This window comes from Thermosulfurimonas sp. F29 (genome assembly GCF_019688735.1).
Classification (GTDB): Bacteria; Desulfobacterota; Thermodesulfobacteria; order Thermodesulfobacteriales; family Thermodesulfobacteriaceae; genus Thermosulfurimonas_A.
The window spans coordinates 50,306-72,626 of record NZ_JAIFYA010000003.1; the positions used below are offsets into that span (position 1 = coordinate 50,306).

A 22,321-nucleotide genomic window follows, 5' to 3' on the forward strand; every position below is an offset into this window, starting at 1 on the left:
AAAACGGGTCGGGTAATGCTTCTCGAGATACTGGCCGCAGAGTCTCCCGTGCCGTTCGTGCGCTACATGGAGCTCTGTCTCTACCACGAGCGCTACGGCTACTACGCCCGGGGGCCCAGACTGGGACGCCGGGGCGACTACTTCACCTCTCCCACGGTACATCGCGTCTTCGGGGCGGCGCTGGCCGTGCAGATCCTGGAGATCCACCGTTTACTCGGAGCACCCGAAGAGTTCGCGGTGGTGGAAGCCGGAGCCGGGGAAGGGTATCTAGCCCTGGACATCCTGGAATACCTGGAGAGGAAAGGAATCCGGTGGCCCTACTGGATCGTGGAGCCCCTCCCCAACCTTCGCGCCCTTCAGGAGGAAACCCTGCGTCGATTCTCCGGAAGGGTGCGGTGGTTTGAGGACTGGGCGGAACTCCCCTCCTTCTGCGGGGTCTTCCTTTCCAACGAGCTCTTCGACAGTCTCCCGGTCCACCTTGTAGAAAAGACCCGGGAGGACCTGCGGGAGGTCTATGTACGGGTGGAAGGGAATCGGATCCGGGAGGAGCTCGGGGCCCTTACCCGCACCGAGATCCTGGAACGGGTGCTGCCCCACGCCCTCTCCTGGCCGGAGGGCTATCGCACCGAGGTCTGTCTGGAGTACGAGGGGATCTATCGGGAACTCTCCAAAAAACTCACCCGCGGGGCGGTAATCACCGTGGATTACGGTTATCCCCGGGCGGATTATTACCATCCGGGGAGAACCCGCGGGACCCTTCTGGCCTATTACCGCCACCGGGTGGTGGAAAATCCCTATCTCCGGCCCGGCCATCAGGACCTCACCGCCCATGTGGACTTCACCGCTCTCCGCGAGCTGGGAGAGAGGTTCGGGTTCCTGAACCTGGGATTCACCCAGCAGGGGGCCTTCCTGGCGGCCCTCGGGGTGGAAAGACTCCTTTCCGAGGTCTCCGACAACACCTTCCGGGATCGAGAGGCCCTCAAACTCCTCGTCCTTCCTGAGGGTCTGGGAGCCAGTCACTGGGTCCTGGTACAGGGCCGGGGCCTTCCCCCGGGAAAGCCTCTCAGAGGTTTCACTTTAAGCAATCGAATTCACCTGTTAGGATAGAGAACATGGCCGGGAAACTCTTCGGTTCGGGTATGGAGCACGACTGGTGGGCCCTGGAGTGTCACCTCACGGACTGGATCGTTCCCCGGCAGGGCCCTCCCAGGATGGCCGCCACCTGTCTGATTATGGACTCCCAGGGGTTCATCCGAGAAGTCGGGACCCTGGAGGGGATCACGCCGGAGGGCTTAAGGCGCCTCCTTCGCCGGGCCCATCAGGGGAAACGCTTCAGACTTCCCCCGGCCCGTCCCCGGCGCATCTTCTGCGGGGCCCCGCCCCTGATCCCCGTGCTGGAGGATCTCCTCAGGGGCACCGGCGTTGAGGTGGTGCCAGAAGTCCTTCCCCGGGCCCGGGAGGTCTTCGTCAGAATGATCGAGGACCTTCACCGCAACCATCCCACCCCCTATCCCCCCTTTCCCCTGATTGTCGGACACCTGAGCCCTGCGGAAATAAAGTCCCTGGTGAGGGTGGCCCTGGAACTGTGGGAACGCGAGTTCTGGCTCTTCTTCGCTCCAGATCGTCCCCTCTACTTCGATTTCGGGGGGAAGGGCGGATACCTCTTCCCCATGGGACACGACGGAACATTTTTCGGCCTGGCCTATTACCCCTCGGCCATTGAGATTCTGAAGATCTTTGCCGTGGAGAGGGAGAACCTCTTCGGAAAGGCTCCCCTGGAGATAGTCGCCGAGTCCTTCTTTTACGAGGACGATCCCACCCATCTTCATCCCGTGGACTTCCTGGCCCTGGCGGAGGCGGGACTGAAGGGTCCCCCTCTTCCTTACTTCCGCAGGGTGGATCAAAAGCTGAGGCACTATCTCCCGGAGTTGCCCCCTCGCACCTACCTATACCTCCTGCGGGGACTACTGCGAATCGTCAAGGAGGTAAGCCGGAGGGGAGGCTCGGAGGTCCATCGCCTGAATCGCACCCTTCGGTACGGGGAGGGGACGCTCTTTCTGGCCTATCCGGCCACGGGCTCCGAACACCTCTGGAAGAAGGATCCCCTCTCCCCGGTCCGCGTCCACCTCCTTCCCCCGGGAAAAGAGGAGGAGGTTTACGAGTGTCCGTCTGCGGAATCCCTGAGCGTTTTTCTGATAAAGACCGGGCTTTTACAGGAAGGAGCCTTCGTTCGGCTCATCGAGGCCGGGACGGATCTCGTTCTCTGGGACGAGGAAACGGACCTGAACCCTCCGCTGGGGGACCTGGTGGATGGGGAATACCGGCTGGTGGTCTCGCCGCCGGAAAGGACCTTCCGGCTGAGGGTGGAAGCGGTGCATCGTCCGTCTCATGGAGAACCGGAGGATCTTTCGGGTTCTTAGGAGGGATCCCCGCAGCGGGGCCCGTCTGGGGCGTCTCGTCACCCGACGGGGGGTGGTGGAGACCCCGGTCTTCATGCCGGTGGCCACCGCCGGGTCGGTGAAGGCCGTTCCTCCGGAGGTGGTGGCCGGCCTTTCGGCCCGCATCATCCTGGCCAACACCTACCACCTCTACCTCCGACCGGGGCCGGAAATCGTTAAGAAGGCCGGTGGACTTCATCGTTTCATGAACTGGCCCCGGGCCATTCTCACCGACAGCGGGGGTTTCCAGGTCTACAGCCTATCTCGCTTTCGGGAGATACTGGAAGAAGGGGTGAGATTTCGTTCCCATCTTGACGGCTCGGAACACCTTCTCACCCCGGAGAGATCCCTGGAGGTCCAGGCCGCCCTGGACTCGGACATACGCGTGGTCCTTGATGTCTGCATCCCCTACCCTTGTCCCCGGGAGGAGACCGAAAGACTCACCGGGCTCACCCATCGCTGGGCGGAAAGATCGCTCCGGTGGTGGGAAGAGCACCGCTCCGAGGGGGTGCTTCTTTTCGGTATCGTTCAGGGGGGGATGGAGGAGGACCTGCGTCGCGCCAGCGCCGAAACCCTGGTCTCCATGGAATTTGACGGCTACGCCATAGGAGGGCTTTCCGTGGGGGAACCCAAGGAACTTATGTTTTCCATGATCGAGGCCACGGTGCCTCACCTTCCGGAGGATCGCCCGCGGTACCTCATGGGGGTGGGCACCCCCCAAGATATTCTTGAGGCGGTGGCCCGGGGGGTGGACATGTTCGACTGCGTGCTTCCCACCCGTAACGCCCGCCGGGGCACCGTCTTCACCTCCCGGGGCACCTTCCACATCCGTAACGCCTGTTTCAAGGAGGACTTCCGTCCCCTGGATCCCGAGTGCCGCTGCTACACCTGTCGCAACTTCACCCGGGCCTATCTCCGACATCTCTTCCATTCCGGTGAACTTCTGATATACTTCCTGCTCACCGTGCACAACCTGCACTTTTACCTGAAATTCATGGCTGATCTGCGCCGTTCCCTGCGGGAGGGACGCTTTCAGGAGTTTCGGGAAAAGTTTTATCGAAATGCTTCAGAAAGAGAAAAAAGCATCTGATCGGAATTCCGGAGCCAGGACTTTACGAAAGAAAACTTTTTGGGTAAAAAGATTCCATGATGAAAAGGGCTTTTTTTCTGCTTATCTGCTGGATGATCCTTTATACTCCTCCAGTCAGGGCGTTCACCCCTCAGGAAGAAAAGCTCGTTATGCGCGACCTTTCCGAGATAAAGGCCACTCTGCGCGTCTTCATGGAGCAGACCAATAAACGCTTCGAGGAGATGTACACCTACATGAACAAACGCTTCGAAGAAATGTACACCTATATGAACAAACGCTTTGAGGACATCAATAAACGATTCGAGGATATCAATAAACGATTCGATCAGCTCTACACCTTTCTCTGGATTGTAACGGGGATTTTTACTTCTTTTACTCTGGGAGTAATAGGTTTCGCCTTATGGGACAGACGGACCATCATTCGAAAGGCCAGGGAAGAGGCTCTGGATCAGATTATTGCCGTGCTCAGGGATCTGGCCCGGGAGGACGAAAGGGTGGCCAACATCCTCCGCAAGCACGGCCTGGTCTTTTGAAAGATTGGATGGATCTTACCGTCCGAAAGCCGGTTCCCCCAACCTCGAAAAGTACAATCTAAAAAAGGAGGTAAGAGCATGCATACATCGAAAGCTTTAGCGAGGTTCGAATTCTGGAAAGTATTCCGCTCCCTCTCCGTCTCCGGTTTTGTTCCGGTAATCCTGGCCGGAATTAACCCCGCACATCCGGTTTACGCCATGGGGGCTCCGCCGGCGGAAGGAGCCCACGGAGGGCCGGCCGGTCTGGTGGCCACCTTTCTGCCCCTCGTTCTCATCTTCCTGGTCTTTTACTTTCTCCTCATTCGTCCCCAGCAGAAGCGGGCCCGGGAACATCAGAGATTCATAGAGAACCTCCGTAACGGCCAGAAGGTGATCACCGCCGGAGGTCTCATCGGACATGTGGTAAAGGTGGAGGGGGACGAGGTTCTCCTTGAGGTGGGCAAGGATGTGAAGGTCCGGGTGCAGAAGAACTACATAGCCGGGCCGGCCTAGGTCTCTCCTATTTCCTCAAGCCACCGGGAAAGGACGGCGAGGGCCCTTTCGGCCATGAGCCGATAGCGCTCGCGCTTGGGAATCTTTTTTCTCCTCCGCGGAGGCAGATCCAGGGGCGGGAAGAGCCCCCAGTTGATGTTCATGGGCTGGAAGTGGCGGGGGTCGGCCTCCATGAGGTATCGGATAAGGGCTCCGTGAGCGGTCTCCGGCGGGGGCACCACCGGTTCGAGCCCGCGCACGATCCGGGCCGCATTAAGACCGGCTATAAGTCCCATGGCCGTGGACTCCACATAGCCCTCCACCCCGGTGATCTGCCCGGCCAGAAACACCCGGGGGGCCTTTTTCAGCTGCAGGGTGGGAAGAAGCACCCGGGGAGCGCACACGAAGGAGTTCCGGTGTATGGAGCCGTAGCGGGCAAATTCGGCCCGTTCCAGCCCCGGAATCATCCGGAAGACCCTCTCCTGTTCCGGATACTTGAGTTTGGTCTGGAACCCCACCAGGTTGTAGAGGGTGCCCTCCCGGTTTTCCGGACGCAGTTGCACCACCGCATAGGGTTCCTTCCCGGTGCGGGGATCGACCAGTCCCACCGGCTTCATGGGACCGTAACGAAGGGTTTCCGGCCCCCTTTCGGCCATGACCTCGATGGGCAGACACCCCTCGAAGTACCGGGGCTCCTCAAAGTCCTTGAGGGGAACCTTCTCGGCGGAAAGCAGGGCCTCCACGAAGCGTTCGTATTCCTCCCTGGTAAGCGGACAATTCACATAGGCCCCTTCTCCCTTTCCGTATCGGTCGGCCCGGAAGACCCTATCCCAGTTGATGGAGTCGGCGTAAACGATGGGGGCGATGGCGTCGTAAAAGTGGAAGTAATCCTCGCCGGTGAGTCGCCGCAGGTCCTCGGCCAGGGCCTCGGAGGTAAGGGGTCCGGTGGCCACGATGGTGAGTCCCTCCGGGGGGATCTCGGTAACCTCCTCCCGGACGATCTCCACCAGGGGTTCGCTTTCCAGTTTTTCCGTCACATAGCGGGCGAAGCGCTCCCGATCCACGGCCAGAGCCTTTCCCGCGGGGACCTCGCTGGCCAGCGCCGCCTCCATGATGAGGGACCCCATTCGCCGCATCTCCTCCTTGAGAAGCCCCACGGCGCTGGTCAATTCCCGGGAACGCAGGGAATTGGAACAGACCAGCTCGGCCAGGTTTCCGGTGCGGTGGGCCGGGGTGAGCCGTCGGGGACGCATTTCGTAAAGCCGCACCCGCACCCCACGGCGGGCCAGCTGCCAGGCCGCCTCGGATCCGGCCAGCCCCCCTCCTATGATGATCACCGCTTCAGACATGGGCCACCACTCCTGCCCTCCGGGTATCACCGGCCCCGGAAAGATCGCTTCCCGCCAGGTGTACTCCCCCGAAATAGAGGTTCTTTTCCGGCCAGAGATTTAACGGTTGAGCAATTTCGGAAAGAAAATCAGAGAAACCGGGCTCAGCCTGAAAAGTGCCTTCCTCGAAATGGAGTCTCGGGGCTGAGACGGCCTCCTCGGGGGAAAGTCCAAAGAAGGACAGATTGATCACCACCTGGAGGAGGGCCGAACGGATCCTCTTGCTCCCGCCCGAGCCTAAAACGAAACGCTTTCCGGAAATTTCTAAAAGACTCGGAGCCATCATGGAGGGGACGCGTTTGCCGGCCGGATAAGAGAAAAAACCCCGGGGATGAAGATCTTCCTCCCCCAGAATATTGTTGAGAACCAGACCGGCCTCCGGAAAGATAACGCCCGCTCCTTCCCCGAAAGTCAGGGTTATACCACAGAGGTTCCCTTCCTCGTCGGCTACACTCAGATGGGTAGTCCCTTTAGAGCCCCCCTTAAGCCACCGGAAGACCCCTTCGGGATGCGCCAGGAGTTCGTTGCGTACGCCGGCCTGAAACTTGAGGGCCCCGGCCAGAGCCTGCAGGTGGGCTTTCCCGAGATATTCTCCTTTCCCGAAGTGTTCTCCGAAAAACTCAAGCGCCAGGGCCACCAGACTTCCTCCGAAAGAAGGCGGGGGATTGGTTAGAAAATGTCCCCGGGGAAAACGGTACTCCAGGGGTTTACGCCGATAAACATGGTAAAAGGAAAGATCCTCCTCGGTGAGGAGGCCCCCGCGGCCCTTGAGAAAACTTACGAGTTTACGGGCCAGTTCTCCCCGATAGAGTTCCTGAGCACTACGAGGGAAATCTTTCAAAAAATTCGCCAGAGCGGGATTTTTGAGCCTGGTGCCCGGAGCCGGGGGTTTCCCCGAGGGATAGAAAAGTTTCTCCGCCAGCGGATCCCTCCGGAAAATGGGCTCAAGGATACCGAAACAGGCTGCCTGTAGGCTATCCACCTCAAAACCATCCCGAGCCAGGCGTACGGACGGCGAAACCACCTCGGCCCAGGGAAGGATTCCCAGGTCCTCCTTAAGGATCTTGAGTCCCAGAGGGGTACCCGGCACGGCTACCGAAGCCGCCCCTACGAAAAAATCCTGAGTGGAAGAGGTGAAACGAAGGGTCACTTTCTTGAAATCCGATTTCTCGGGGAAAGAGGCCAGGCCCAGGCCCGGAACATTCACGAAGAAATCGTAGATGAAGGCTTGCCGGGTTTGCCCTACATAGGCCACGGCGTAACCGCCTCCGGCGAGTCCCGTGAGCCCGGCCTCCGCTACCCCGGCGGCCAGGGCCGCGGCCACCGCGGCGTCAAAGGCGTTCCCTCCGGCCCGCAACACCTCCACCGCGGCCCGGGCCGTCTGCGCGTTTCCGCAGGCCACCACTCCCCTCACAGCCAGAACTCCCCCTGCGTAATCGCCACCACCTCCCGCAGGTCTCGCCCCTCCAGGTGAAGGTTGAGCTGACGGTGGGCACCGGTGCCTTCCTCCACCACCCTTTCCAGGGCCCGAACATAGTCTCTCTCCCCGGTCTCGGCGAATCCGCCGGCACACCGGAAGAGGAACTCCCGGAAGATCTCCCGAAAGGTATTTCTCCGGCCCGTGGCCGGATCCACGAAGTAGCCGTCCAGACCGTGCCGGGCGGCCTGCCACTTGTTGTAGCGCAAAACCTCCATGGGCACCGCGGGGGGATCGGACTTTTCGGCGAGCACCGCGGCGGCAAAGGCCCGGGCCAGGGCCGCCACCCCCAGGACCTCGGAAAAACGCCCCGGCAGATCGCACACCCGAAGCTCCACCGTCCCGAATTCGGGATGGGGACGCACATCCCACCAAAGATCCCGGGGCTGAAGGATGATCCGGTGGGCCAGGAGAAGGTCCACCAGGTTCTCGAATTCCCGATAGTTCTCGAAATCCCGGGGATAGCCGGCCAGCGGCAGGGCCTCGAACAGCTTGCTCCGATAGGAATAAAAGCCGGTGTATTCCCCCTCGTAGAAGGGAGAAGAGGTGGTGAGGGCTAGGAAGAGCGGAGTGTAGAGACGGAACCAGCGGAAGACCCGCAGGGCCTCCTCCGCCGAGGGCATTCCCAGGTGGATGTGCAGCCCCTGCGAGATGAAACGCCGCCCCACGATCTGGAGTTCGTCCCGGAGGGCCTCGTAGCGGGGATCCTCCCACACCTTCTGTTCCGCGGCCCGGGAGAAGGGATGAAGGCTGGCCGCGTAGAGGAGGTAGCCCTTTTCCTCGGCCAGATTTCGCAACCTGGTGAGGGCCCCGCGCAGCCATTCCTCCGCCCGGGAAACGGACGGACACACCGGGGTCACGATCTCGATCATGGAGCGAATGAACTCCGGCTTCACGAATTCCGCAAGGTCCGCCTCCCTCCTGACCAGGTTTAAAAGGACGGGCCCTCCGGGGGCAAGCTCCAGGCTTTCCTTCCGCAGGATCTGAAACTCGATCTCTATTCCCAGGGTAAGGGGCTCACTCCTGGCAAAGGGGAGCATGGGCCTCCTCCCTGAGGGCCAGATGGGCCACCTCGAAGTAAAAACGCGCCCCTATGGGGAGAACCCTTTCGTCGAAGTCGAAGCGGGGGCTGTGAGCCGGCACATCTTCCCATCCCTTCTTTCTGGCCCCGAAGCGCACGAAACATCCCGGCACATGTTTAAGATAAAAAGAAAAGTCCTCCCCTCCAAGGCTGGGATGGGGCATCCGGACGAGCCCCTTTTCCCCCACCACCCGCCGCGCGGCCTCCCGGGCCAGCTCGGTCTCACGGGGGGTGTTTATCACCGGTGGATACCCCTCAAAGATTTCCAGTTCTCCGGCGACCCTGTAGAGTTCCTCCACCCCCCGCACCAGCCGGGCGAGTCCCTGATGGATCCTTTCCCGGATCCGCGCTTCGGTGGAGCGGATGGTCCCCTCGAGCCGGGCCTCCTCCGCAATCACATTGAAGGCCGTGCCGGCCTCAAACCTCCCCACGGTAACCACCGCGGGATAGGCGGGATTGACCTCCCTGGCCACAAGGGCCTGAATGGCGGTTACCAGGAAAGACCCGGCCACCACGGCGTCCACGGCCTCGTGGGGCCAGGCCGCGTGTCCTCCCCGCCCCTTAAGCCGGATCACGAAGCGATCCGTGTAGGCACAAATGAGTCCCTCGTTTACGGCTATCTCCCCCACCTCAAAGTGCCGGTCTATGTGTCCTCCGAAGATGGCTACCACTCCCTCCAGCACTCCGGCCTCGATCAGGGCCCTGGCCCCGCCCCCGCTTTCCTCGGCGGGCTGAAAAAGGAGTCGCACCCCGCCCCGTGCAGGAGGGTCCCGGGCCAGCAGACGGGCCGCCCCCAGGAGCATGGCCACATGGCCGTCGTGCCCACAGGCGTGCATCACCCCCGGCACCCGGGAGGCGAAGGGAAGACCGGTCTCCTCCTGAAGGGGGAGGGCGTCCATGTCCGCACGGAGGGCCACCCAGGGAGGCCCCTCCCCTATTTCACAGAGCACCCCCGTGCCCGCCACCCTGCGGGCCCGCAGACCCAGCTCGGCGAGCTTTTTCTCGATGAAGGCGGCGGTCTTCTCCTCCTGAAAGGCCGGTTCCGGAAACCGATGGATGTGCCTTCGGATGGCCACCAGCCACCGAAAAAACGCCTCCTCCGCACTCTCGCTCATGGGCTCAGTATAGTCCGGATATGTCGGAGGAGACAATCCGTGGGGTGATGAACACGATCAACTCGTTTTTGGAAAAGGAACGCTGACGATTCTTGAAAAGCTCCCCGGCTCCCGGAATTCTGGAGAGGCCGGGAACTTTGTTGCTGGCATTGGAGAGGTTCCGCTCTATTATCCCTCCGATCACCACGGTATCTCCGTTCTGAACGATCACCCTGGTCTTGGCGTAACGGGTCACGATGGAGGGGACCCCGTTCACCTGCCGGCTAAAATCCGGGGCATTCTTCTCAATCTCCAGTTCCAGGGTAATTCGATTATCCGGGGTTACATGGGGAACCACCTTCAACCGCAGGGTGGCATCCATGAATTCGGTGGTGGCTACCCCCTGTTCATTCAATTTAAGATAGGGGATGCGGAATCCCTGTTTGATCTCGGCCTCCTGATTATCCTCGGTGATAACCCGGGGAGCGGAAATGACCCTGGCCACTCCCTCACTCTCCAGAGCCGAGAGCTGCACATCCAAAAAAAGGGCCGACTCGTGACTCACATGACCGAAGGTAAAGCCCAGCCGGGAGGTCCCGGCCACGCCCAGATCCACTATGGCTCCGGGATCAATCCCGATGTTCACGGTTCCGGGCTGGACACCGGTGGCCTGGGAAGCGCTCAAATCGTTGTCCAGACTCAGTCCGGTCTGGGGCGAAATACCGGTGAAGGTATGCTGGCTCAGGCGCCAGCCCGCCCCGGACCAGCGAATCCCCAGCCTGTGCTCGTAATTATCCTGAACCTCCACGATCCGGGCCTCGATGAGGACCTGCTTGGTGGGCTGATCGATGCGATTGATGAGCTCCCGGGCCTCCCGGATGACCTTGGGCACATCCTTCACGATAACTTGATTGGTCCTTTCCTCGTAGGTCACATCCCCGCGATCCGAAAGGATCTTTTTGATCTGTTCGGCCACATCCTTGGCTCGAGCGTAGTTCACCTGAAAGTAAACCATCTTCAAGGGGGCTACATCCTCCTCCCGGGCCTGTTCCTCCTTTATCTCCCTGATCCTTCGGGCCTCGTCCCGCAGCTCTTTCAGGGGGGCCACCCGCACGATGTTACCCACCCTGACCATTCCCAGCCCCTTACTGGCCAGAACGGTATCCAGCACCTGATCCCAGGGCACATTCTCCAGGCGCAGGGTCACCGTGCCCTTTACGCTATCACTGACCACCACATTGAACCCCCCGACCTTGGCCAACAACCTCAGTACCGCATGAATATCCGCATTTTGAAAATCCACCGATATGGGGGTTCCGGTATACTTGCTTCGGGTAAGCGGTACCTCTATGGCACTCTCTTCTATTCTGGGCAGAGAAATTCGTTCATACCATTCCTTGGACTTACTCTGTTGTGCGACGGGAGAGGAAGGGGTTTCAAGCTCCCTAAGGGTAAGAATAAGCCCCCTTTTTTCGGGCCTAACCCTGTAGGCCACCGGTTTTTCGGTAAAAAGTTCCACTCTTATCCCCCGGTCCTCCGCCGCGATATCAATGCTCTTTATCAGGCTTTTACGGATATTTCCGATCCATTTGGTATCGGCGATACGGGTGTCCTCGAGCTTGAGCACCACCCCTTTCTTACCCTCTCGCGCAGAAACTGTATATACGGGTAGTCGATCAAAGGAAAAAATGATACTCACGCCCTTGGGAAAGGGAGAAACTTCCACATTTTGTAAAAGATGATAGGCGGCCTGAGCCACCCCTCCCCCCAGGAAGATAAAGGCAACCACAATCAGTTTAAGGAACCTCATGGGCTTCCTCCGTAGGTCTTAGGGATATTTTTATCTCTCTGACTTTCTCGCGTCCCAGAAAATCCACCACTCTTTCCCTGACCATAATAAAATCCTTCCCGATTCTGGTAATATAGCCCTGATTGGGGCCTATGCGCGTTCCCACCGACACGAAATATCCCTTTCCGGAAGGATCCTCTATCAGCGCCCACCTTCGGCCATTCTTTTTTACTATTCCGGTGAGCCGGAGTTCCTGAAGGGTCCACCTTTCCAGGGGGGATAAGGCTACGCGCTTTTTCCTGCCCCGGCTTCTCTCCCTGAAAAAGGGTTCAAAGGGGTTCGAAAAACCGCGAAGACGGGTATGGTAAGTCTCCGCCGCCAGAATCTTTTCCCATCGTGCAAGTTCCTGATCCTTGAGAATGATACCTTTTTTGGAAGTCGTTCTCTTCACGGATAAAGGTCTCTTTTCTTCTCTTTTACAATTTCCAAGAAACAGACACATCACCAAAATCAGAATAACAAATCTCATCTCTTTTTCCTTTTATTTATCACCTTTCCTGTATATCTATAAGTATGAAACACACATCTTGCGGAAAGATAAAATTTTTCTGCCTCACCTTCTCGCATCTGTAGATCCATAGAGTTCAAAGTAATAATACGGGGCAGGTGTTCAACCTTTTCCCAGAAAAGAACCAATTCTTCAAAAGTTCCTTTTAATTCAATACCGAAAGGAATAGTATTATAGTAATCATGAGCAATTTCCGGCTGAGGAGTAAAGGAGACAACCTCCAGACCAGAATGTTTAGCCTGCTCGGATACTCGACTCAACAGTTCCGGAATCTCCTTTTCATTGGGAAGCGTATAAACCAATTTCTTAAAAAAGATCTTTCTTCTTGCCAGTTTAGCCTCAAGTAATGGTTTCTGTTTCGATATTTTTTGATATTTAGCAATTTCCTTTCGCAGTTTATCATTTTCTTTCGTCAAATTTTCAATCTTTTTTACCGAAGGAATTACAAACCAATAAACATAAACAAACACAGGAAGAATTATACTAATAATAGCCAGAATGAATCTCTGTCGGAAATTTAGAGGCTCTATTTGTTTAACAAACCAGGATTTTAATTTATAAAAATAATCACGCATATTGCACCTTAAAATTCAAGATTAATTTTAAACTCGATCAAATTGTAACCTTTTATCTCTTTTTGTTTGGTATATAATAAGTCAGTGCGCTTGAAAAGTTTCTTACTCTCTAATGCCTTAAGATAAACAGCAACATTTTCATAATCAAGCGCAAATCCAGAAACAATAGCTCTATTATTATGAAGAGAAAAATTCACCAAATACATTTTACCTATAGGCACAGAAAGCATAATTTCATCAAAAATCTTTAAAAGTTGACCGCGCTTCCTTTTTAAATCAATGATAGTTTGAATACGATTTTTAAGTTCATCGTCTTCCTTTTTAAGTTTTTCGATCTTTTTTATTAAAATTATGTATCGAGCTCTTTCACGCTGAAGCAACTCTTTTTCTCGATTTTTATCGTTAATTTCCCTTTGAATCGCTAAAAAAGAAAATATAACCAAAAATAAACATAAACATGCAGATAAAAAATAAATCTTAAGCCAATCTATTCGAAGAACAAATTTTCTCTTCTCTCGCTCTTTTACAAAATTAATTTTAATCATGCTATAAACTCTCGGATGGCCTGAGCGACAGCAAAGGCGCCAATTCTATTAATATAAGAAATATAATTTTCATCAAAATTACCAGAAAAAGAAAGTTTAGAATTCAATGTTATACCCTTTACTTCTATTTTAAATTGATCTCTTATAAAATCAGAAAATCCCGGTATATTACTGCCACCTCCGATAATGAATATCTCTTTAGGAACCATGTAATATTTACCTTTAAAAATATTAAAACTATTTTCAATTTCCTCCACAAGATTACGCAAGAATTCCGTATATATTTCTTTTATCGCATAACCTCTTTCATCGTCGGGAAAGGAAAACTGAAGCTTTTCCGCCTCATCAAGAGGAACATCCAATTCTTGAGAAATATTTTTTAAAATATAAGACAAACCATAGGCAATCTCTCTGGAAAATAGTGGTCCAAGCTTATCAATAAATACCGTCAAAGTTTTAGAAAATCCTATATCGATGACTAATCTAATATTAGGCCCATATAAAAATTCAAGTAAATTAGAAATCGCAAAAACATCTACATCTATAGCGTTAACCGTGAGGTTTAGTTCAGAAAAAATTTCTAACAAGGTATCAACATTCTCCTTCTTAGCTGTAGCAAAAATTATCTCATATTTGTCTTTTTCTTTAATAAAAGGAACATAATCTATATAAATATCACTTAAATCGAAGGGAACAAAACTCTCTATCTCCGAGAGAACCGCCTGATGAAAATCTTCCTCCTCCACAAAGCTAAGAGGGATGCGCTCATAGAAAGTGGTATATGCGTAAAGACCAGTATTGAGTAAATGCGTCCGAGGTTTTAAATTATCCAGCAGCTCCTTTAAAGCCTTAAGAAACGCCTCCTTGTTCTTGATCATCCCATCGGTTACGGTGTCCGGAGGAAGACGAATCTGTGAAAAACTGTTTATAACAATAGAAGAACCTTTTTGATAAGCTTCGGCAAGCTTGAGAGAGTAACTACCTATATCTAACCCCAAAAAACCCCTCTTTTTCCCAAATGGCCCAAAAGATATAAACATCGGCCCTCCCTCTCCTCTTTCATAGCTTAAACTCACAGTCCTTGTCAAGCAGCAAAATTACCTTAGAGTTATAGTTGCAAAAAGTCTGGACATACGGGCACCCATGAAGGCCTTCCCTCAGGAAAGGATAAGAAACTTTTCCATCATCGCCCATGTGGACCACGGGAAGTCCACGCTGGCCGATCGTCTGCTCGAGGCCACCGGGGCGGTCTCGGAAAGGGAAATGCGTGAACAGTTCCTGGACAAGCTCGATCTCGAACGGGAAAGGGGCATCACCATCAAGGCCCAGGCGGTGCGTCTTTACTACCAGGCCGAGGACGGTGAGGTGTATCAGCTCAACCTCATCGACACGCCCGGCCATGTGGACTTCTCCTACGAGGTTTCCCGGGCCCTTTCCGCCTGTGAGGGGGCCCTTCTGGTGGTGGACGCCTCCCAGGGGGTGGAGGCCCAGACCCTGGCCAATGTCTATCTGGCCCTAGAAAACGACCTGGAGATCATTCCGGTGCTCAACAAGATCGACCTTCCCCAGGCCGACCCGGATCGGGTCCGAAGGGAGATAGAGGAGATCATCGGGCTAGACGCCTCCGAGGCCATAGAGGCCAGTGCCAAACTGGGCATAGGCACCAGGGAGATCCTGGAGGCCATCGTGAAAAGGATCCCACCGCCCCGGGGAGAAAGGAAAAAACCCCTGCGGGCCCTCATCTTCGATTCCTGGTACGACCCCTATCTGGGAGTGGTGGTCCTCATCCGGGTGGTGGAGGGAAAGATCCATCCGGGCCAGAGGATCAGGCTCCTTTCCACCGGCCGGGTCTACGAGGTGACCCGGGTGGGGGTCTTCGCCCCGCATCCCACCTCGGTGGACGCCCTCTACGCCGGAGAGGTGGGCTTTTTCGCCGCCGGCATCAAGGAGGTCCGCGAAACCCGCATCGGCGACACGGTTACCGAAGCCGACGCGGAGGTGGAACCGCTTCCCGGTTTCCGGGAGATCAAACCCATGGTCTTTGCCGGAATCTTTCCCGTGATAAGTGACGACTACGAGGACCTGCGCGAGGCCATCGAAAAGCTCTGGCTGAACGACCCCGCCTTCTCCTACGAGCCCGAAACCTCGGCGGCCCTGGGCTTCGGATTCCGCTGCGGGTTCCAGGGATTACTCCACATGGAAATCGTCCAGGAGCGACTGGAACGGGAGTTCGGGCTCAACCTGATCACCACCGCTCCCTCGGTGCGCTACCGGGTGGAGCTCACCAGCGGCGAGGAGATGGAGATAGAGAATCCCGCCCAGTGGCCCGACCCCGGAAGGATAAAGGAAGTCAAGGAGCCCTACATACGGGCCGAGATCTACACCCCCAAAGATTACATCGGTCCCATCCTCACCCTCTGCGAGGAAAAACGGGGGATTCAAAAGGAGATACGCTACCTCACCCCGGAACGGGTCCTCATCATCTACGATCTTCCCTTTGCCGAGGTGGTGCTCGACTTCTTCGACCGACTCAAGTCCGTGTCCCGGGGCTACGCCTCCATGGATTATCAGTTCCTGGAATATCGCCCCGGCGATCTGGTAAAGATGGACATCCTCATCAACAAGCAACCCGTGGACGCCCTCTCGGTGATCGTCCACCGGGAGAAGGCCTATTACCGCGGGCGGGAGCTGGTGTCCAGACTCAAGGAGGTCATTCCCCGCCAGCTCTTTGAGGTGGTCATCCAGGCGGCCATAGGTTCCAAGGTCATTGCCCGGGAAAGGATCCCTCCGCTCAGAAAGGATGTGCTGGCCAAGTGCTACGGAGGGGATGTGACCCGAAAGAAAAAATTGCTGGAAAAACAAAAAGAGGGTAAAAAGCGCATGAAGGCCCTGGGGCAGGTAGAGATCCCTCAGGAGGCCTTCCTGGCGGTGTTGCGCATCTAAAACCGGCAAAGGAGCCCGTAAGATGGAGGATTTCTGGGAAAAAGTTTGGGATTGGGTGAAAAGCATAGCGCTGGCCCTGGTTCTGGCCCTCTTCATTCGCACCTTTTTCGTGCAGGCCTACAAGATCCCCTCCGGATCCATGATCCCCACCCTTCTCATCGGGGACCACATCCTGGTAAACAAGATGGTCTACGGGATCAGGGATCCCTTCACCCGCAGACCCATCCTTTACCACGGACGCCTTCCCAGGCGTCAGGAGGTGGTGGTGTTTATTTATCCCCTGAATCGAAAGCTCGACTTCATCAAACGGGTCATAGGGCTCCCCGGAGATGTCATTATGATCCGGAACAAGCGGGTTTATGTAAACGGCAAACTCCTCAGGGAACCCTATGTACAGCACACCGATCCTCGGGTTTACCCCCTCCGCGAGGTGTGCGTAAGGGATCCCTTTTCCGTATCAGGGAGTCTCTGCCGGGACAACTTCGGGCCGGTGCGGGTTCCCCCGGGCTACATCTTCGTCATGGGGGACAATCGGGACGAGAGTTACGACAGCCGTTTCTGGGGGTTCGTGCCCCTTCGGGACCTCAAGGGCAAGGCCTTTCTCATATATTTCTCCTGGGATCCGCGCACCTTTCACATTCGCTGGCGCAGAATAGGAAAGCTCATTCACTGAGGGAGCCTTCCCCAGTCCAGCCCCACGATGCGTCCCGAAAGATAGAGCTCGCGCACGGCCCCGTTTACCAGAAAGAGATACAGTCCCTCGCCCCGGGGACCGCGTCCGCGGGCCAGCACATACATTCCGTCTGGGGCCACCCGTGGCTCCTCAAAGGAACCCTCCCCGCTTATGGCCAGGGGATTCCCTCCCCCGGGATCCACGGAAAAAAGGATGAATCGTCCCCGGCGCAGACCGGAAAAGATTATTCGATCCCCCCGGGGGGACCAGACCGGAGAGACATTGTATCGTCCGGAAAAGGTGAGCCGTCGAGTGCCCCCGGTAAGAAAGTCGTAAACATAGATCTGGGGGCTACCGCTCCGATCCGAAACGAAGGCCAGGTAGTGCCCGTCCGGGGAAAAGCTTCCCCCGGTGTTCAGGCCCTCGCCCTGGGTGAGCCTCCGCAGGATCCTTCCCGAAAGGTCTACCAGATAAAGGTCCGGAGAACCGTCCTTGCTCAGAGTGACCACCAGCCGTTTCCCGTCCGGATGCCACACCGGGGAGGCGTTAAGCCCCGGGTAGGCGGAGAGCGTGCGCACGCTTCCGGAGACCAGATCCATCGTCCGGACGACCGGACGGCCGCCTTCGTAGCTGACGAAGACCAGACGCCGCCCATCCGGCGAAAACCGCGGGCTGAGAATGATGGGGGCCCGATAGAGCACCCGGAGGTTGTAGTGATCAAAGTGCATGAGACAGAGCTCGTCCCCCCCGGGGGTGCGCCGCACGAAGGCCACCTGGGAATAGCTCACTCCGGGGAAACCGGCCATGGCTCTCACAGCCTGGTCCACGAATCGGTGAATCATGAAGCGCCCGGCGGCGGGTGGACCGGTGAAGAGCCTGCGCAGGAGAGGACGATCTTCAAAGAGATCCCTCAACTCGAGATAGAGACGAAGCCGTGGACGCAGGGCCTCCACCCTTCCGGAGATGAGATATTCCTGGACCGAGGTCCTTCCCAGAGGGGGTTCCGTGAGCACCCGGAAAATGAGGTGCAGACGCAGATCGTTTCGCAAAACCGCGGAAAGCTCCCTCGAAACCTCGGCCGGACCGGAAAGGGGAGGTACCCGCACCACGATGGGGGTGAAGCTGGGTTGATCCACCACGACGGTAAGTTCCCGAGCGACGGTTCCCGCAACCGTGAGAAGGGAAAGGACCACCGCGAGAAGGAGGACTTTGACAGCCCGAACACACGGGGATAACATGTCTCCAAATATAGTTCCCGGGAAAGGAGGCGCCAAGGCCGATGATTATTATTCTCAGACCCGAAGTCGATCCCGCCGGGCCGGAGGTCAAACAGATCCTGAACACCCTCCATTACTATCAGGGCGTTCAGACCCGCATCTCCGGAGTCACGGGCAAGGAGAGGAAGGTGATCGAGATATATGTGATAGGGGATACCTCCCGCATCCCCGAGGAGGAGATAGAGCGTCTCCCCGGGGTGGAGAGGGTGGTTCGGGTCTCCAAGAAGTATCGCCTGATCGGTCGTCACCGGGAGGACCTCGAGGCCCTGGGCTTCGAGTACAACGGTCTCTACTTCGACCAGGACTCCTTTCACATCTTCGCCGGGCTCTGCGCGGTGGACACCCCGGAGAATGTGGAGGCCATGTTCCGGGCCCTGCGGGAGGTGGGCGTCACCACCTCGCGAATGGGGGCCTACAAGCCCCGCACCAATCCCTATTCCTTTCAGGGACACGGGCGTCGGTGTCTGCCCTGGCTTTTTGAACTGGCCGGGAAGTACGGCATCAGGTGTATTGCCATGGAGGTCACCAAGGAAGTCCACATAGAGGAGATTTACGAGGAGCTCGAGCGGGCCGGGCGCCCCACCGGGGTCATGCTCCAGATCGGCACCCGAAACGCCCAGAACTTCGAACTGCTCAAGGCGGTGGGAAGCCAGAACGAGTTTCCCGTTCTTTACAAGCGAGGAATGGGAATCACCCTCGAGGAATCCCTCAACGCCTGTGAGTACATCGCCAGTGAGGGCAATCGCAGGATCGTCTTCTGTCTGCGCGGGGTGAAGACCAATCTCGGGGATCCCCATCGCAACCTGGTGGACTTTGCCCATGTTCCGGTGGTGAAGGGGCTCACGCGGCTTCCGGTTTGCGTGGACCCCACCCATTCCGTCGGACGGAGGCAGACCGCGCCGGACGGAATCCAGGAGATCTTTCACATCGCCGCCCAGGGGGTCATCGCCGGGGCCAACATGATCCTGGTGGAGTTCCACCCCCGGCCCGAGGAGGCGCTCTGCGACGGTCCCCAGGCCCTGACCCTGGAGGAACTTCCCCACTTCGTGGAGGACATGCGGGTGGTGCGCGAGGCCTACCTCACCCGCAAGGCCCTGGCCCATAGATATCAAACCGCACCGTCCCGAAAGGAGGTCTCCATCGATGAAGGGACTCTACCTTCAGCATGTGCCCTTTGAGACCCCGCGGGCCATCCTGGACTGGGCCGACGAAAGGGGTCACGAACTGCGGGGGATACACCTTTTCGCGGGCGATCCTCTCCCCCGGGAGTTTCCCGAGCTGGTGGTGGTTATGGGAGGGCCCATGAGCGTTCACGACGAGGACCGTTATCCCTGGCTTCCGGAGGAAAAGGGTTACCTGAGGGAGGCCCTGGCGGCCGGAAGCCGCATTCTGGGAATCTGTCTGGGGGCCCAGCTTCTGGCGGAAATCCTGGGAGCGGAAGTGGTCAAGAACCGGCACAAAGAGATAGGCTGGTTTCCGGTGCACCTTACCGACGAAGCCCTAAAACATTCACTGTTCGAGGGCCTTCCCCGGGAATTTCCGGCCTTTCACTGGCACGGGGAGACCTTCGGCCTTCCGGAAGGAGCCATGCATGTGGCCTACTCCGAGGCCTGCCGAAACCAGGCCTTCCTTTACCGGGATCAGGCCCTGGCCCTGCAATTCCACCTGGAAATGACCCCGGAGGGGGCGGAGGACCTCCTGAGACATTCGGCCGAGGATCTGGTTCCCGGGCCTTATGTGCAATCCCCGGAGGAAATCCGGGGCCGGGATTCTCTATATCGAACCACCCGGGAGATCCTTTTTACCCTTCTGGACCGGTTCGTGGACCTCTAGGCGACGGGCCAGCTCCAGATACACCTCCGGTCCCACCGCCTCGGCCCTAATATTCTCGGCGAGGCCGAGATCCCGAAAGGCCTCCCGGATCGCCTCTTCCGGCCAGACGGTGGCGAGATTGCGCAGGAGCTTCTTGCGGCGCCGGGAAAAAGCCACCTTCAGGAGCCGGAAAATCCCCTCGGGAAGAAACTCCCGCCGGAAGACCAGTTTTACCACCGCGGAAGCCACCTCCGGAGGGGGATAGAATTCCCCGGGGGAAAGGAGCATCAGCCGACGGGCTTCGGTAAGAAGGGAGGTAAGAACGGAAAGCAGACCGTAGTTTTTCCCTCCCGGGGAAGCGAGCAGCCTTTCGGCCACCTCACGCTGGAACATGAAGACCGCCGCCTCGAAGAGTTCGTGTAATTCGTAGAGTCGATATAGAAGCCGGCTTGAGAGGTAATAGGGCAGATTCCCGAAGAGGATCAGGGGGCGCCCCACCTCCCGCCTTAACGCGGCATAGTCCAGACGCAGGATATCGCCCCGGCGGATCTCCACCCGGGAGGGCAGGAAGTTTTCCTTACGGAGTACGGAGAGCAACTTTTCGTCGAGCTCGTAGGCGATGACCCGCCTGAATCGCAGGGAAAGGGCCCAGGTCAGGATTCCCAGCCCGGCTCCGAGTTCCACCACCGTCTCGTGCGGGGGCAGAGCCGCGGCCTCCACAATCCGCAGGGCCGCTTCCGGACGCCGAAGGAAGTGCTGCCCCAGGGACTTGCGCGGCCTGAGACCGTGGCGTCTCAGCAGTTCCGCCGGGCCGGGGGGCTTAGAAGGAATATCGGGGAAAACGGGCCCGGGCATAGACATCCAGATCCCAGCCGGCCTTGTGGCCGGCCGTGAATTCAAAATAGCCGGAAACCGCCACCATGGCCGCGTTATCGGTACAGTATTGCGGGGAAGGAAAGAAGACCTCAAACCCCTCCTCGCAAGCTCTCTCCTCAAAAAGTCCTCTCAGGCGACGATTGGCCGCCACCCCTCCCGAAACCACGACCCTTCCTATGCCCGCGGCCTTCACCGCCCGCACGGTCTTTTCCACCAGAACCTCCGCCACCGCGGCCTCGAAGGCCGCGCAGAGATCGTGCACCAGAAATTCCTCCCCCGAACGCACCACATTCAACACCGCGGTCTTGAGCCCGGCGAAACTGAAGTCAAAATCCGGGCTATCCAGCATGGGTCTGGGAAGGCAGATACGGTCGGGGTCTCCCTTCTCCGCCAGGCGACTTATCACCGGTCCCCCGGGATAGCCCAGATGGAGGAGCTTGGCCACCTTGTCAAAGGCCTCACCGGCGGCGTCGTCCCGGGTGTGCCCCAGAAGATAATGCTCCGTGGGGGAGCGTACCAGAAAAAGGGCCGTGTGTCCCCCGGAGACCACCAGACTTATCCAGGGAAACTCCGGGGCGTTTTCCAGAAATATAGCGAGACTGTGAGCCCTTACATGATCCACGGGCACCAGCGGTTTCCCGAGGGAAAAGGCCAGGGACTTGGCAAAGGAAACCCCCACCACCAGGGCCCCTACCAGCCCCGGTCCGGTGGTTACCGCCACGAGATCCACCTCCCCGGGGGAGATCCCGGCCCTCCCTAGGGTTTCCCTTACCAGGGGGTAAATGACCTCCAAGTGCTTCCGGGAGGCGATCTCCGGGACGATCCCCCCGAAGGGTCGATGAAGCTCCACCTGGGAGGCCACGAGGGAGGCCTTCAGCCGGAAATCCCTCTCTTTGCCGACCTCAAGCACCGCGGCGGCGGTCTCGTCGCAGGAACTCTCTATGGCCAGGACACGCATGCCGTATATAATAGCAGAGATGCGCTCCCTTGAGGAATTCCACAAACGAATCTCCGGCCATAGGGAACGCTTGAGGCGGCGTTTTCTGGAGTACGGTCTTTCCGCTTTCACGGACGAGGACATCCTGGAGATGTTGCTGGCCTTCGGCACCCCCCGGCGAGACACGCGGGCTACGGCCCGGGAGCTTCTCAAACGGTTTGGCGGGCTGGCCGCAGTCCTGGAGGCCCCTCTGGAAAAACTTACGGAGGTACCGGGGGTGGGACCCAGGAATGCTTTGCCCCTCAAGTTCGTGCACGAGGTGGCCCGGCGGTATCTTCGCCGTCGCCTGGAGAAAAAGGAATACATTCGCAGTGCCCGTGAAGCCTACGAATACCTGGCCCACGAACTGAAGCATCGCCCCCAGGAGATCTTCAAGGTAATCTTCCTGGATGCCCGGGGAAGAATTATCGAGGTGGAGGAACTTTTTCGGGGCACGCTTACCGAAACCGCCGTCTATCCCCGGGAGGTCTTCGCCCGGGCCTTTCAACACCGGGCGGCCTCCCTGGTGCTGGCCCACAACCACCCCAGCGGAGATCCCCGTCCCTCCGGGGCGGACCTCGAGCTCACCCGCAAATTATTGCTGGCCGGGCACCTCCTTTCGATCCGCATCCTGGATCACCTGATCATCGCCCGGGAGGGCTATTTCAGTCTGGCCGAGGAGGGAATTCTCGAAAAACTGGAAAGGGAGTTGTGA

Annotated in this window: 22 protein-coding genes; 10 read left to right on the top strand and 12 right to left on the bottom strand. The window is 57.5% G+C overall.

Annotation, left to right across the window (positions count from 1 at the left end; all coding sequences use genetic code 11):
* Positions 1 to 15: 15 nt before the first annotated feature.
* The 5 genes from K3767_RS08620 (at position 16) to yajC (ending at position 4,553) form a co-directional block, all read left to right on the top strand.
* Positions 16 to 1,107 carry a class I SAM-dependent methyltransferase gene (locus tag K3767_RS08620; RefSeq protein WP_221173183.1) on the top strand — a complete coding sequence of 364 codons (1,092 nt, stop codon included), beginning with the start codon at positions 16 to 18 and terminating at the stop codon, positions 1,105 to 1,107.
* Positions 1,108 to 1,112: 5 nt separating this feature from the next.
* Positions 1,113 to 2,420, top strand: a complete 1,308-nt coding sequence (locus K3767_RS08625; protein ID WP_221173184.1) for a hypothetical protein — start codon at positions 1,113 to 1,115, stop codon at positions 2,418 to 2,420.
* On the top strand, positions 2,389 to 3,528 hold the full coding sequence (gene tgt, locus K3767_RS08630) for a tRNA guanosine(34) transglycosylase Tgt (RefSeq protein WP_221173185.1): 1,140 nt from the start codon (positions 2,389 to 2,391) through the stop codon (positions 3,526 to 3,528). Before K3767_RS08625 ends, tgt begins: the two co-directional genes overlap by 32 nt.
* A gap of 59 nt (positions 3,529 to 3,587) precedes the next feature.
* Complete coding sequence (locus tag K3767_RS08635) at positions 3,588 to 4,061, top strand: hypothetical protein (protein WP_221173186.1); 474 nt, start codon at positions 3,588 to 3,590, stop codon at positions 4,059 to 4,061.
* Between the two features lie 78 nt (positions 4,062 to 4,139).
* Positions 4,140 to 4,553, top strand: coding sequence for a preprotein translocase subunit YajC (gene yajC, locus K3767_RS08640; RefSeq protein WP_255592367.1), 414 nt, complete (start codon positions 4,140 to 4,142; stop codon positions 4,551 to 4,553).
* Here yajC and trmFO read toward each other — a convergent pair.
* The 9 genes from trmFO to pilM all read right to left on the bottom strand — a co-directional run bounded on the left by trmFO (position 4,550) and on the right by pilM (position 14,089).
* On the bottom strand, positions 4,550 to 5,881 hold the full coding sequence (gene trmFO / locus K3767_RS08645) for a methylenetetrahydrofolate--tRNA-(uracil(54)-C(5))-methyltransferase (FADH(2)-oxidizing) TrmFO (RefSeq protein ID WP_221173187.1): 1,332 nt from the start codon (positions 5,879 to 5,881) through the stop codon (positions 4,550 to 4,552). The genes yajC and trmFO overlap by 4 nt on opposite strands.
* Complete coding sequence (locus K3767_RS08650) at positions 5,874 to 7,334, bottom strand: gamma-glutamyltransferase (protein WP_221173188.1); 1,461 nt, start codon at positions 7,332 to 7,334, stop codon at positions 5,874 to 5,876. The genes trmFO and K3767_RS08650 overlap by 8 nt, the downstream gene beginning before the upstream one ends.
* On the bottom strand, positions 7,331 to 8,437 hold the full coding sequence (locus K3767_RS08655; RefSeq protein WP_221173189.1) for a YbdK family carboxylate-amine ligase: 1,107 nt from the start codon (positions 8,435 to 8,437) through the stop codon (positions 7,331 to 7,333). Before K3767_RS08655 ends, K3767_RS08650 begins: the two co-directional genes overlap by 4 nt.
* Positions 8,415 to 9,593, bottom strand: a complete 1,179-nt coding sequence (locus K3767_RS08660) for a M20 family metallopeptidase (protein WP_221173190.1) — start codon at positions 9,591 to 9,593, stop codon at positions 8,415 to 8,417. Before K3767_RS08660 ends, K3767_RS08655 begins: the two co-directional genes overlap by 23 nt.
* A 4-nt stretch (positions 9,594 to 9,597) precedes the next feature.
* Positions 9,598 to 11,382: a type IV pilus secretin PilQ gene (locus K3767_RS08665; RefSeq protein WP_221173191.1), complete on the bottom strand. Its 1,785-nt coding sequence runs from the start codon at positions 11,380 to 11,382 to the stop codon at positions 9,598 to 9,600.
* Positions 11,369 to 11,812 carry a pilus assembly protein PilP gene (locus tag K3767_RS08670; protein ID WP_221173192.1) on the bottom strand — a complete coding sequence of 148 codons (444 nt, stop codon included), beginning with the start codon at positions 11,810 to 11,812 and terminating at the stop codon, positions 11,369 to 11,371. Before K3767_RS08670 ends, K3767_RS08665 begins: the two co-directional genes overlap by 14 nt.
* Positions 11,813 to 11,886: 74 nt before the next feature.
* Positions 11,887 to 12,504: a type 4a pilus biogenesis protein PilO gene (locus tag K3767_RS08675; RefSeq protein ID WP_221173193.1), complete on the bottom strand. Its 618-nt coding sequence runs from the start codon at positions 12,502 to 12,504 to the stop codon at positions 11,887 to 11,889.
* A gap of 8 nt (positions 12,505 to 12,512) precedes the next feature.
* Positions 12,513 to 13,049 (bottom strand): PilN domain-containing protein, encoded by a 537-nt coding sequence (locus K3767_RS08680; RefSeq protein WP_221173194.1) that lies wholly within the window; start codon positions 13,047 to 13,049, stop codon positions 12,513 to 12,515.
* Positions 13,046 to 14,089 carry a pilus assembly protein PilM gene (gene pilM, locus K3767_RS08685; protein WP_221173195.1) on the bottom strand — a complete coding sequence of 348 codons (1,044 nt, stop codon included), beginning with the start codon at positions 14,087 to 14,089 and terminating at the stop codon, positions 13,046 to 13,048. Before pilM ends, K3767_RS08680 begins: the two co-directional genes overlap by 4 nt.
* Positions 14,090 to 14,192: 103 nt before the next feature.
* Between pilM and lepA the strand changes: the two genes are divergently transcribed.
* On the top strand, positions 14,193 to 15,992 hold the full coding sequence (gene lepA / locus K3767_RS08690) for a translation elongation factor 4 (RefSeq protein ID WP_221173196.1): 1,800 nt from the start codon (positions 14,193 to 14,195) through the stop codon (positions 15,990 to 15,992).
* A 22-nt stretch (positions 15,993 to 16,014) separates the two neighbouring features.
* Positions 16,015 to 16,665 carry a signal peptidase I gene (lepB, locus tag K3767_RS08695; protein WP_221173197.1) on the top strand — a complete coding sequence of 217 codons (651 nt, stop codon included), beginning with the start codon at positions 16,015 to 16,017 and terminating at the stop codon, positions 16,663 to 16,665.
* Here the strand turns inward: lepB and K3767_RS08700 are convergent.
* On the bottom strand, positions 16,659 to 17,903 hold the full coding sequence (locus tag K3767_RS08700) for a hypothetical protein (RefSeq protein ID WP_221173198.1): 1,245 nt from the start codon (positions 17,901 to 17,903) through the stop codon (positions 16,659 to 16,661). The genes lepB and K3767_RS08700 overlap by 7 nt on opposite strands.
* Before the next feature lie 41 nt (positions 17,904 to 17,944).
* Here K3767_RS08700 and K3767_RS08705 point away from each other — a divergent pair, with 41 nt between their 5' ends.
* Together K3767_RS08705 and K3767_RS08710 are read left to right on the top strand one after the other, a co-directional pair.
* Complete coding sequence (locus tag K3767_RS08705; protein WP_221173199.1) at positions 17,945 to 19,120, top strand: 3-deoxy-7-phosphoheptulonate synthase; 1,176 nt, start codon at positions 17,945 to 17,947, stop codon at positions 19,118 to 19,120.
* Positions 19,086 to 19,775: a type 1 glutamine amidotransferase gene (locus K3767_RS08710; RefSeq protein WP_221173200.1), complete on the top strand. Its 690-nt coding sequence runs from the start codon at positions 19,086 to 19,088 to the stop codon at positions 19,773 to 19,775. Before K3767_RS08705 ends, K3767_RS08710 begins: the two co-directional genes overlap by 35 nt.
* Here K3767_RS08710 and rsmA read toward each other — a convergent pair.
* Positions 19,716 to 20,609 carry a 16S rRNA (adenine(1518)-N(6)/adenine(1519)-N(6))-dimethyltransferase RsmA gene (rsmA, locus tag K3767_RS08715; protein WP_221173201.1) on the bottom strand — a complete coding sequence of 298 codons (894 nt, stop codon included), beginning with the start codon at positions 20,607 to 20,609 and terminating at the stop codon, positions 19,716 to 19,718. The two genes, K3767_RS08710 and rsmA, sit on opposite strands and share 60 nt — an antisense overlap.
* Positions 20,575 to 21,588, bottom strand: coding sequence for a tRNA (adenosine(37)-N6)-threonylcarbamoyltransferase complex transferase subunit TsaD (gene tsaD / locus K3767_RS08720; protein ID WP_221173202.1), 1,014 nt, complete (start codon positions 21,586 to 21,588; stop codon positions 20,575 to 20,577). The genes rsmA and tsaD overlap by 35 nt, the downstream gene beginning before the upstream one ends.
* On the opposite strand from tsaD, the gene radC reads away from it, so the two are divergent.
* The gene (gene radC, locus K3767_RS08725) at positions 21,572 to 22,321 is read left to right on the top strand and encodes a DNA repair protein RadC (protein WP_255592370.1); all 750 of its coding nucleotides are present in this window, start codon (positions 21,572 to 21,574) and stop codon (positions 22,319 to 22,321) included. The genes tsaD and radC overlap by 17 nt on opposite strands.

Excerpts from the sequence above, each read along its gene's own strand:
- K3767_RS08620 (WP_221173183.1), top strand. The coding sequence starts at position 16 with ATGCTTCTCGAGATACTGGCCGCAGAGTCTCCCGTGCCGTTCGTGCGC.
- K3767_RS08625 (WP_221173184.1), top strand. The coding sequence starts at position 1,113 with ATGGCCGGGAAACTCTTCGGTTCGGGTATGGAGCACGACTGGTGGGCC.
- tgt (WP_221173185.1), top strand. The coding sequence starts at position 2,389 with ATGGAGAACCGGAGGATCTTTCGGGTTCTTAGGAGGGATCCCCGCAGC.
- K3767_RS08635 (WP_221173186.1), top strand. The coding sequence starts at position 3,588 with ATGAAAAGGGCTTTTTTTCTGCTTATCTGCTGGATGATCCTTTATACT.
- yajC (WP_255592367.1), top strand. The coding sequence starts at position 4,140 with ATGCATACATCGAAAGCTTTAGCGAGGTTCGAATTCTGGAAAGTATTC.
- trmFO (WP_221173187.1), bottom strand. The coding sequence starts at position 5,881 with ATGTCTGAAGCGGTGATCATCATAGGAGGGGGGCTGGCCGGATCCGAG.
- K3767_RS08655 (WP_221173189.1), bottom strand. The coding sequence starts at position 8,437 with ATGCTCCCCTTTGCCAGGAGTGAGCCCCTTACCCTGGGAATAGAGATC.
- K3767_RS08660 (WP_221173190.1), bottom strand. The coding sequence starts at position 9,593 with ATGAGCGAGAGTGCGGAGGAGGCGTTTTTTCGGTGGCTGGTGGCCATC.
- K3767_RS08665 (WP_221173191.1), bottom strand. The coding sequence starts at position 11,382 with ATGAGGTTCCTTAAACTGATTGTGGTTGCCTTTATCTTCCTGGGGGGA.
- K3767_RS08675 (WP_221173193.1), bottom strand. The coding sequence starts at position 12,504 with ATGCGTGATTATTTTTATAAATTAAAATCCTGGTTTGTTAAACAAATA.
- K3767_RS08680 (WP_221173194.1), bottom strand. The coding sequence starts at position 13,049 with ATGATTAAAATTAATTTTGTAAAAGAGCGAGAGAAGAGAAAATTTGTT.
- pilM (WP_221173195.1), bottom strand. The coding sequence starts at position 14,089 with ATGTTTATATCTTTTGGGCCATTTGGGAAAAAGAGGGGTTTTTTGGGG.
- lepA (WP_221173196.1), top strand. The coding sequence starts at position 14,193 with ATGAAGGCCTTCCCTCAGGAAAGGATAAGAAACTTTTCCATCATCGCC.
- lepB (WP_221173197.1), top strand. The coding sequence starts at position 16,015 with ATGGAGGATTTCTGGGAAAAAGTTTGGGATTGGGTGAAAAGCATAGCG.
- K3767_RS08700 (WP_221173198.1), bottom strand. The coding sequence starts at position 17,903 with ATGTTATCCCCGTGTGTTCGGGCTGTCAAAGTCCTCCTTCTCGCGGTG.
- K3767_RS08705 (WP_221173199.1), top strand. The coding sequence starts at position 17,945 with ATGATTATTATTCTCAGACCCGAAGTCGATCCCGCCGGGCCGGAGGTC.
- K3767_RS08710 (WP_221173200.1), top strand. The coding sequence starts at position 19,086 with ATGAAGGGACTCTACCTTCAGCATGTGCCCTTTGAGACCCCGCGGGCC.
- rsmA (WP_221173201.1), bottom strand. The coding sequence starts at position 20,609 with ATGCCCGGGCCCGTTTTCCCCGATATTCCTTCTAAGCCCCCCGGCCCG.
- radC (WP_255592370.1), top strand. The coding sequence starts at position 21,572 with ATGGCCAGGACACGCATGCCGTATATAATAGCAGAGATGCGCTCCCTT.
- tsaD (WP_221173202.1), bottom strand. The coding sequence starts at position 21,588 with ATGCGTGTCCTGGCCATAGAGAGTTCCTGCGACGAGACCGCCGCCGCG.